Raw genomic sequence first — 8,342 nt, 5'->3', positions numbered from 1 at the left:
CCGTATCCGCTTAGGTAGCATCGAGCCCTCGCAGATTGATGAGAGCTTTCGCGAAATTTTATCCGAGCCGTGGCTGGAGCGGCATCTGCACATCGCGCTTCAGCATACTTCGCAAAAGATGCTTAGCATAATGCGCCGCCGAAATTCCGCGCTAAGGGATTTGGAGCTTTTTTGCGAGCTTGCGGAGCGCGGATTTGCGCTGGGGACGGACTTTATCGTCGCGCATCCGGGCGAGAGCGAAGAAATTTGGCTCGAAGCGGTAGAAAATTTCAAAAAATTTCCGCTCACGCATCTGCACGCCTTTATTTTTTCGCCGCGACAAGGGACCGCCTCGGCGTCGCTAAAAGGCCGCATAGACGGCAAAACGGCGAAGGCGCGGCTAAAGATGCTACAAAACATAACGGCGCTGAATAATTATAAATTTCGCCTTTCGCACAAAGTGCCGCTAAATGTGCTGATCGAGCGGAAAAACGGAGAGTTTTATGAAGGATATGATCAATTTTATGATAAAATTTGGATCAAAAGCGATGAGGATTTGTCGAAAAAATGGATGGAGATAAGAGATTATGAGGTTAAATTTGATGGAAATTTTGCATAAAATCAAAAAAAGCAAGCTAAATATAATTCTGATTTTTTTAGTGCTGCTTATCGTTTTGCTCTCGATCGTTTATTTTAAAGACGATTCGCGATACATCACCGAGCGCGAATTTAGCGAGCTCGTGCGAAAAGATCAGATCAAGCGCGCGCATATCGAGGACGGCACGCTAAGTTTCGTTTACGACGGCAAACGCTATAAAATTTTAACCGATATCGTTAATTTAAAAGAACTTTCTAACCACGCTTTGATTACGAAGGAAGAGGATAACGAAAGCGGCGGTATCAGCGCGATTTTGGTAATTTTTACATTCGCATTTTTTCTCTTCGTATATTATTTTGAAACCGTTTTGGCTAGACGCCGCAAGATGGACGGCGCCGCGCGTCAGAGCGCTAGCTCGGGCGGCGAGCTCGGCGATCTTTCGCCAAGCGTTAGCGACGTGAGATTTAGCGACGTCGCGGGCATCAGCGAGGTTAAGGACGAACTCATAGAGATCGTGGATTTTTTAAAAAATCCCGCAAAATACCGAAATTTCGGCATCAAACTGCCGAAAGGAATTTTAATGATCGGCGAGCCGGGCGTCGGTAAAACGCTAATTGCAAAAGCCGTGGCGGGAGAGGCAGATGTACCGTTTTTTTACCAAAGCGGCGCAAGCTTCGCCGAGGTCTTTGTGGGTGTCGGCGCTAGGCGGGTTCGCGAGCTGTTTGCGAAGGCCAAATCCTGCGCGCCTGCGATTATTTTTATCGACGAGATTGACGCGGTCGGCGGCAAGCGCGGTATCGGGCGCAACGACGAGCGGGAAGCGACGCTAAATCAGCTGCTGACCGAGATGGATGGATTTGAGGAAAATAGCGGCGTGATGGTAATCGGCGCGACCAATAAAATAAATTTGATCGACGATGCGCTTCTGCGCTCGGGGCGCTTTGATAGGCGCGTTTTTATCGGGCTTCCGAACTACAAAGACCGCATCGAAATTTTAAAAATTTACCTCGAGGGCAAAAGATGCAGCGCGAATATCAACAAAGTAAGCCGCCTCTGCGTGGGCTTTAGCGGTGCGGGAGTAGCGACGCTGGTAAATGAAGCCGCAATCAACGCTCTTAAGCGCGGCAGCGATACGATCGAGCTTAGCGATTTTGAAAACGTGCGAATGAGGGTCTTTTACGGCGTGCAAAAAAGCAGAATTCTAACTGAATACGAAAAGGAGATCCAGGCGTTCTATCAGGGCGCAAAGGCGCTTAGCGCGTATTGGTATTCGTTTGATTTCGAAAAGATCGAGCTTTTAAACGATAAATTTTTAAACGAGGATTTCGAGATCGAATCCAAAACACAAATTTTAAATCAAATCAAAGTGCTTTTAAGCGGCATGGCGGCGCTACAAATCCATAAAAACGACGCTTTTTCAAATTCCGCTAGCGACGTAAAGCAGGCTATCGCGCTGGCGCAAAAGATGGTTTTTGAGCTCGCGATGGGCGATAGTTTCACCCCTAGTGCGCAGAGCGTGAATAAAATTTTGCAAGATTGCTACGACGAGGTAAGCGAGATAATCCGTACAATGCAGGATAAGCTAAATCAAATTTCAAAGCAAATTTTCGTTTATGAGTTCATAACTTTCGAGGATGTTCAAAAGATTTGCGAATCCGATGGTGCGGAGCAAGAAGGCGTCTCCGAGCAAGAGCAAGATTTGCAAAAGCTGGAAAAAGATAGCGAAAGCTCTGAAGAAAAGCCGCAAGACGGCACGCTAAATTTCGATTAAATTTTAAAATTCCAATAAAGGAGAGGAAAATGGTAAAAATAGGTGTTTTAACGATCAGTGATCGCGCTAGCGGTGGCGTTTACGAGGATTTAGGAGGCAAAGAGATAATTGCCGTGATGGATGATTGGCTAACTTGCGAGAAAGAGTATTTTTATGAAATAGTTCCAGATGAGCTAGAGCTGATCAAAGATAAGCTGATTTATCTTTGCGATGAAGCGGGTTGTGATTTGGTGCTAACTACTGGTGGCACGGGTCCTGCTCCACGCGATGTAACGCCTGAAGCGACCGAAGCGGTAAGTGAGAAATTAATGCCAGGCTTTGGCGAACTAATGCGCGCAGAAAGCCAAAAGATCGTGCCTACGGCAATTTTATCGCGCCAGATAGCAGCGATCCGCAAAAAATCTCTGATTATAAATTTACCGGGCAATCCAAAAGCGATTAAAGAATGCTTGCTGCCGGTATTTCCTGCCGTGCCGTATTGTATTGATTTAATGGGAGGAAATTACATAACAGCGGATGAAAATAAGATAAAAATATTCCGTCCTAAACGCAAATAATTCGCAAAATTTAGCAGGAATTAAATGATTTATGATATTATTTGGGTGCAAATTTAAGGAAAAATATGAAAATAAATCACAACGATATTTTGGAATTTCATAAATATTTTAGCAAAATCAGCCACAGCAAAGGTCGTATTCGCATCCGCGTAAGTCCTAAAATAAGGGAGTTGCGAGATAGCGTGAGCGAGGAGAGTCTGAAGGCTAAAATAGCTGCAATTCGCGGGATAAAAGAGTATAAATTTAACTCTCTAATCGGCTCGCTGACGATTCATTATGATGAAAGCGTTTTTCCGATGCACCTTTGGGAGCAGTTTTTAAGCGGCATCAGTTCGCCGGAGCTAGTAGCGCTTGTAAATTCCAATATAGAGGCGATTTCTTGAGCGAAGAAGTATTACGTAGCACTAAAAAATCGCGCAGAATTTCTAATAAATCTCGGAATTTAAATGAGGCGCAAATTGCAGATATTGCTCTTTTGCTCGAAAAAGAGGCACAAATTTTACAGTTTTATTCGTTGGGCGCAGTTAAATTTCAAGATAAAAAGTTAGGAGAAATTCTATCTTTACGAGCTGGATTACTTGAGCGGATGTTAGACTTTGCAAATTCTTGCGGGCTTGGCGCCACGCCTCCTGAAAATAGCAGTGAGGCACTGGCTACAAAAGGTATGAATGAGTTTTTGACTTCGGCACTTTTGATAGAAAAAAGCTCTATGATGTTTTATGACGATTTAATTAATTCGTGTAAGAACGCAGAATTTAAAGAGCAGCTATATAAGGCGCAGGCGGTTTCGTATAATGAAATTTTGCCGATTTTAAAGGAACTAAATTCTAAATGCGAGGCTGATTTAAATTTTTTGAATTTCACTGATTTATTAAATGAAATTTTAAAAAATCCGCAGGAATTAGAGCGGATATTTCAAAAATACGATTTGCAAAATATCTTAAATAGCGCATTTTCCAATTTAATTAAAGGAATTTTGCAGAAAAATTAAATTAGGATTGCAAAAATCTAAAAAAGTCGCTATAATATCAAAATCTATGTAAAGTTGATAAAACAACTTTATAATCTTAACACAAGGAGAATGAAATGCCGATCCCATTTCTAGCAGGTTTTGCGCTTGGTTGCGCGGCGGTTTACGCTTATAACAATCGAGATAAAATTAAAGAAGGTGCGAATAAAATCGTGAGCAGTAAAAGCGTCGAGGAGCTGAAAAATAGCGTCAAAGGCGGAGCGGAAAAATTAAGCAAAAAATCGAAAGAAATTTTTGCGGAAGCCAAAGAAGGCTTAGACGATGTCGCTGAGGCGGTAAAAGGTAAAAGAAAGGCTGGCGGTAAAAAAGCTGCGACAAGTAGCGATAGCACTGCAAAAAAAACTAGAAAAAAACCGGGACCAAAACCGGGATTTAAAAGAACTAAAAAATCTACCGTGAGCGCTAAGACGGGCGAAACACCGGTAGGTGAGACATCCGCAGTATCTACTACTCCGCTTAATATCCCGCAGATCGTAAAGATGGACGATAATTCTTCGGCTAAATTTACGTCCGCAGACGATAAATCAGAAAAATAGAGGCCTAAATGAATAGATCACTTACGACACAGCGTTCGCCGCTGGATCACGTTTTAAGCGGCGCTATAGCGGGGGCGATCGGCGGTTGCGCCGTAGAGCTCGTTAAAGCAAAAGAAGGCAAAAGCAAATCTAAAGCGATTCGAGATGCGTTAGATATCGCGCTAAGCGGCGGTATCATCGGCGGCGGTGCGATTTACAGCGCAAATAAGCTCGTACAAGGCGAGTATCTACGCGCAGCGGCAGGCGTCGCAGTATGCGTAGGCGCGCTCATTGCGGGTAGAAATTTTATTCTTAAGGTAGGCAATGAGTAATCCGTATATCACAAAAAAAGATTTGAAAGAAATTCTAGACGATTACGATTTTGGTGACAACAAATATGCTAGCGGCTCTGCGGGTAGCTTTGCCGGTGACGAAAAGCTCGGCGGTTGGGCTAAATGGATAAATGAGCGAGTAAATTCCGCGCCTTTTAGCGGCTCGGCTTCTGACAGCGACTCGAATGATAAAGGCTCCGCCGCTCAAAGCTCAAGCGACGTAAATTCTACTCAAAGCTCGCAAAATTCCACTTCCGGTGGAATTTTTAATTCCTTGGGTGGCAGGCAAAACGCGAACGGCTTATTCGGTAGCAACTCATTTATCACAGGCATCGCTCTGGGTGCTATGGCGACCTATTTTCTCACCGACGAAAACGCGCAAAAAAAGCTTTTTAAGCTCATCGCAAAGGGTACCGAGATGTTTCAGATGGGCATCGAAGAGATGAAGGAGCGATTCGAAGACGCCAAGGCAGAGATGCAAGAGTAGTCGATGCAAAATTTTAAAATTTTACATGAGACCAAAACTAGACTACGCATAAAGGTCGCGGGCTTTAAAGGGCTCGATACGAGCGCGTTGCAAAGAGCCACTGCGAGGCTTGAAGGCGTAACGGAAGCTAGATTTAACGCTAAAATTGGCTCTTTGATCCTTAGGCTTGACTCAGGCGTAAATAAGGCAGGAATTCTAAAGCAACTTGAAGTTTTAAATTTAAGCGAGCTAAAATCAATTATCCCCGCTAACCATAAAAATTTGCCAAGCAAAAACGAATTTATTTTAGCGCTTCTTGCGTTGGGCGGAAATTTAATCTTTCGCACTTCGCCTTTAGTGCGCGCATTTAGCATCGTAGCGTGCGTGCCTATCTTAAAAGAGGGCATTAAAGAAAGCTTTCGTCATGGACTTACTTCAAAGGGTTTGGAGGCCGCTGCTGTCGGGATTTCGCTCGCTCGCGGCGATGTATTTGCCGCAAACAGCACCAACGCTATGCTTGCTCTTGGCGAATACATGGAGGAAAGCACCGTTTATAAAAGCGACGATCTTATCCGCGAGCTCGCCCGTCCGGACATCGCCGAGGCGTGGGTCGAGATAGATCAAAACGGCAAAAAGACCGAGATCAAAATCGCAACTTCTAAGCTAAAGGTAGGCGATATCGTGGTCGTGGGCGCAGGCGACGTCATCGCCGTGGACGGACACGTCGTAAGCGGCGAAGCGATGATAAATCAAGCCAATATGACGGGCGAATCGGTCGCGGTGAAAAAATCTCGCGGCGATAGCGTGTTAAGCGGCACGATCGTAGAGGAGGGCAGGATCCGTATCTGGGCGGAAAACGTCGGCGAAAACACCTCTACGCAGCGCATAAAGCACTACATCACGGCATCTCTTAACGAACGCTCCAGCATCGGCATGCATACGACTCACTTAGCCGACAAGCTCGTGCCGGTAACCTTCGGGCTTGCGGGCGTGTCATATCTGATAAATCGAAATTTTATGAGTGTGGCTTCGGTGCTGCAGGCGGATTACTCGTGCGCGCTTAAGCTGCCTACGCCGGTTGCTTTTAAGTCGAGCATTTCAAAGGCGGGCAAGAACGGGATTTTGATCAAAGGCGCCAAGGCTCTTGAGTCGCTTGCGGCCGCCGACACCTTCGTATTCGATAAGACGGGCACGCTTACGTACGGCAACCTGGAGGTCGCCGAGATCATATCGTTTGACGAGCGCTTCAGCAAAAACGATATTTTAAATTTAACCGCAAGCGCCGAGGAGCATTACTTTCACCCCGTAGCCGAGGCGATCGTGGATGCGGCTAAAAAGCACGGTTTTATCCACAAACACCACGACGAGGTGGAATTCGTCGTCGCTCACGGCGTAAAGACCAGTATCGAGGGCAAAAAGCTCATCATCGGCTCGCGCCACTTCCTAGAGGACGACGAGATGATCTCATTTGCGGCGCATGAGCAGACCATCGATCTTGCGATGCAAAAGGGGCTCGCGCTGCTTTACATCGCATTTGACGGCAGACTTTTGGGGCTCATCGGGCTTAGAGACGAGGTGCGCGCAAACGCTCGCGCCGTCATTACTAGGCTCCGCGAGTTGGGCGCCGAACAGATCGTCATGCTAAGCGGCGACGTGAGCTCAAAAGCCCGCGCCGTAGCCAAAAAGCTCGGCGTAGATCGCTATTACGGCGAGCTGCTACCGACGCAAAAGACCGAAATTTTAGAGCAGTTAAAAGCCGAGGGGCGAAAGGTGGTCTTCGTGGGCGACGGCATAAACGATGCGCCGAGCCTGATGAAGGCGGACATCGGCATCAGCATGCTAAACGGCGCCGAGATCGCCAAGGCTTCCGCACAGATCGGGCTTTTGAAAAACGACATCGAGGGCGTCGCGCAGGTAAAGGCGCTGGCCAACGACACGCTGCGGCTCGTAAATCGAAATTTCAACGCCACCGTGGGGATAAATTCGATCATTTTATTTTTGGCGACCTTTGGCGCGCTAAGTCCCGTAGCTACGGCGCTGCTGCACAACGGCACGACGATAGGCCTTCTACTAAATTCCATCAAAGGGGTAAAATTTGAGCATTGAAGATAAAATTTTGGATCTAAATTTTCAGCGCAAAGCGGCTAAAGTGACGCTGGGATTGAGTATGGGTATCACGGCTCTAACCGCGCTGAATATGAACTCGCATATGTCGCAGCTGCATAAAGTTTCGGGTGCAGTGATGCTGGCAAGCGCGATCTGGCACGCTAGCCTTTACGGCTCGCCATACAGCGAGTTTTTACAAAATAGAAAAGCAAAGAGTCGGGGCAGAAAGAGATCCGTAGCAAATTTAGCTTTGGAAAACCTGCCGGACGGCAAAAGTACGTCAGTAAAAAGCGCTCCCCCAAAAAGAAAGCCTCGCGCGCGCAAAAGCGCCTAGCGGCATAGTGCGTCGCGGCTTTAAAGCGCAAAGATAAACTCTAAAGCCGCTAAATTTCTTTAGACGTAGCCGCCGAATGAAACGTCGCAAGCGGTGAAATTTACGCCGTTTGCGGCTAAATTTACTATTTTATTAATTATTTATCTATTTATCCATACAATTCCATCAAAATTTTAAGGAGAGACAATGAAATTAGTTTTATTGTTTTCGGTATTGGCTAGTCTTGCTTTGGGGCTTGATTGCAACGCCAAGACCTATTGCTCGCAGTTTAGCAGCTGCGAAGAGGCGACGCGGTATCTGCGAGAGTGTGGCAGGGCTCAGGAAGGCGGCACCCAGCATACCGATGGCGACGGCGACGGCGTGCCGTGCGAAAAACAGCTGTGCGGCCGTAATGGTCATAAATTTAGCGGATTTTCTAGCGCGCGCGATGAAAAGAGCGAAGTTTCAAATTTAAAGGGCGCTGCCGACTCATGCGGTGCGGAGAAATTTAATGGTAGCGTTATAGCTATAAAATTTGCTTCATAAGTGCGAAATTTTATCTCGGCGCATCTTTAAATTTATAATATAAAGCGCGCCGTGATCTAATGCCGCCGCGCTCGCTAAATTCGCAACGTTCGATTAAATTTTAATTATAAAAGAGCCGGTAAATTTTGC

General features: G+C 46.2%; 10 protein-coding genes and 1 pseudogene. All 11 read left to right on the top strand.

The features are described from left to right. Positions 1 to 598 (top strand): annotated as a pseudogene (locus Q0256_RS04970) (tRNA (N(6)-L-threonylcarbamoyladenosine(37)-C(2))-methylthiotransferase MtaB); the annotation flags it as partial. Beyond that, the gene (locus tag Q0256_RS04965) at positions 567 to 2,348 is read left to right on the top strand and encodes an AAA family ATPase (RefSeq protein WP_297960637.1); all 1,782 of its coding nucleotides are present in this window, start codon (positions 567 to 569) and stop codon (positions 2,346 to 2,348) included. The pseudogene Q0256_RS04970 and the gene Q0256_RS04965, both read left to right, overlap by 32 nt. Positions 2,349 to 2,377: 29 nt before the next feature. After that, a complete protein-coding gene (gene mog, locus Q0256_RS04960) occupies positions 2,378 to 2,905 on the top strand; it encodes a molybdopterin adenylyltransferase (RefSeq protein ID WP_297894536.1) in 528 nt (175 codons plus the stop codon). Positions 2,906 to 2,970: 65 nt separating this feature from the next. Then, a complete protein-coding gene (locus Q0256_RS04955) occupies positions 2,971 to 3,288 on the top strand; it encodes an HMA2 domain-containing protein (RefSeq protein ID WP_291936786.1) in 318 nt (105 codons plus the stop codon). Continuing rightward, a complete protein-coding gene (locus Q0256_RS04950; protein WP_297960634.1) occupies positions 3,285 to 3,896 on the top strand; it encodes a hypothetical protein in 612 nt (203 codons plus the stop codon). Before Q0256_RS04955 ends, Q0256_RS04950 begins: the two co-directional genes overlap by 4 nt. A gap of 95 nt (positions 3,897 to 3,991) precedes the next feature. Continuing rightward, positions 3,992 to 4,471, top strand: a complete 480-nt coding sequence (locus Q0256_RS04945; RefSeq protein WP_297960631.1) for a hypothetical protein — start codon at positions 3,992 to 3,994, stop codon at positions 4,469 to 4,471. 8 nt (positions 4,472 to 4,479) lie between these two features. Continuing rightward, entirely contained in the window at positions 4,480 to 4,782 is a 303-nt protein-coding gene (locus Q0256_RS04940; protein WP_177386687.1) for a Cys/Met metabolism pyridoxal-phosphate-dependent enzyme, read from the top strand. Beyond that, positions 4,775 to 5,269 carry a hypothetical protein gene (locus Q0256_RS04935; RefSeq protein WP_297960629.1) on the top strand — a complete coding sequence of 165 codons (495 nt, stop codon included), beginning with the start codon at positions 4,775 to 4,777 and terminating at the stop codon, positions 5,267 to 5,269. Before Q0256_RS04940 ends, Q0256_RS04935 begins: the two co-directional genes overlap by 8 nt. A gap of 3 nt (positions 5,270 to 5,272) precedes the next feature. Further along, positions 5,273 to 7,354, top strand: a complete 2,082-nt coding sequence (locus Q0256_RS04930) for a heavy metal translocating P-type ATPase (protein ID WP_297960626.1) — start codon at positions 5,273 to 5,275, stop codon at positions 7,352 to 7,354. Then, positions 7,344 to 7,688, top strand: a complete 345-nt coding sequence (locus tag Q0256_RS04925; RefSeq protein WP_297960623.1) for a hypothetical protein — start codon at positions 7,344 to 7,346, stop codon at positions 7,686 to 7,688. The genes Q0256_RS04930 and Q0256_RS04925 overlap by 11 nt, the downstream gene beginning before the upstream one ends. Positions 7,689 to 7,874: 186 nt before the next feature. Continuing rightward, on the top strand, positions 7,875 to 8,213 hold the full coding sequence (locus Q0256_RS04920) for an excalibur calcium-binding domain-containing protein (protein WP_177386691.1): 339 nt from the start codon (positions 7,875 to 7,877) through the stop codon (positions 8,211 to 8,213). The last annotated feature ends 129 nt before the right edge of the window (positions 8,214 to 8,342 follow it).

Origin of the sequence: uncultured Campylobacter sp. (assembly GCF_937949835.1) — a bacterium.
Taxonomy (GTDB): Bacteria; Campylobacterota; Campylobacteria; order Campylobacterales; family Campylobacteraceae; genus Campylobacter_B.
Note: the sequence above shows the minus strand (reverse complement) of the source record. Positions and strands in the feature narration are given on the sequence as shown.

What these genes read in the sequence shown, in the direction of transcription:
- Q0256_RS04965 (WP_297960637.1), top strand. Translation starts at nt 567, where the DNA reads ATGAGGTTAAATTTGATGGAAATTTTGCATAAAATCAAAAAAAGCAAG.
- mog (WP_297894536.1), top strand. Translation starts at nt 2,378, where the DNA reads ATGGTAAAAATAGGTGTTTTAACGATCAGTGATCGCGCTAGCGGTGGC.
- Q0256_RS04955 (WP_291936786.1), top strand. Translation starts at nt 2,971, where the DNA reads ATGAAAATAAATCACAACGATATTTTGGAATTTCATAAATATTTTAGC.
- Q0256_RS04945 (WP_297960631.1), top strand. Translation starts at nt 3,992, where the DNA reads ATGCCGATCCCATTTCTAGCAGGTTTTGCGCTTGGTTGCGCGGCGGTT.
- Q0256_RS04940 (WP_177386687.1), top strand. Translation starts at nt 4,480, where the DNA reads ATGAATAGATCACTTACGACACAGCGTTCGCCGCTGGATCACGTTTTA.
- Q0256_RS04935 (WP_297960629.1), top strand. Translation starts at nt 4,775, where the DNA reads ATGAGTAATCCGTATATCACAAAAAAAGATTTGAAAGAAATTCTAGAC.
- Q0256_RS04930 (WP_297960626.1), top strand. Translation starts at nt 5,273, where the DNA reads ATGCAAAATTTTAAAATTTTACATGAGACCAAAACTAGACTACGCATA.
- Q0256_RS04920 (WP_177386691.1), top strand. Translation starts at nt 7,875, where the DNA reads ATGAAATTAGTTTTATTGTTTTCGGTATTGGCTAGTCTTGCTTTGGGG.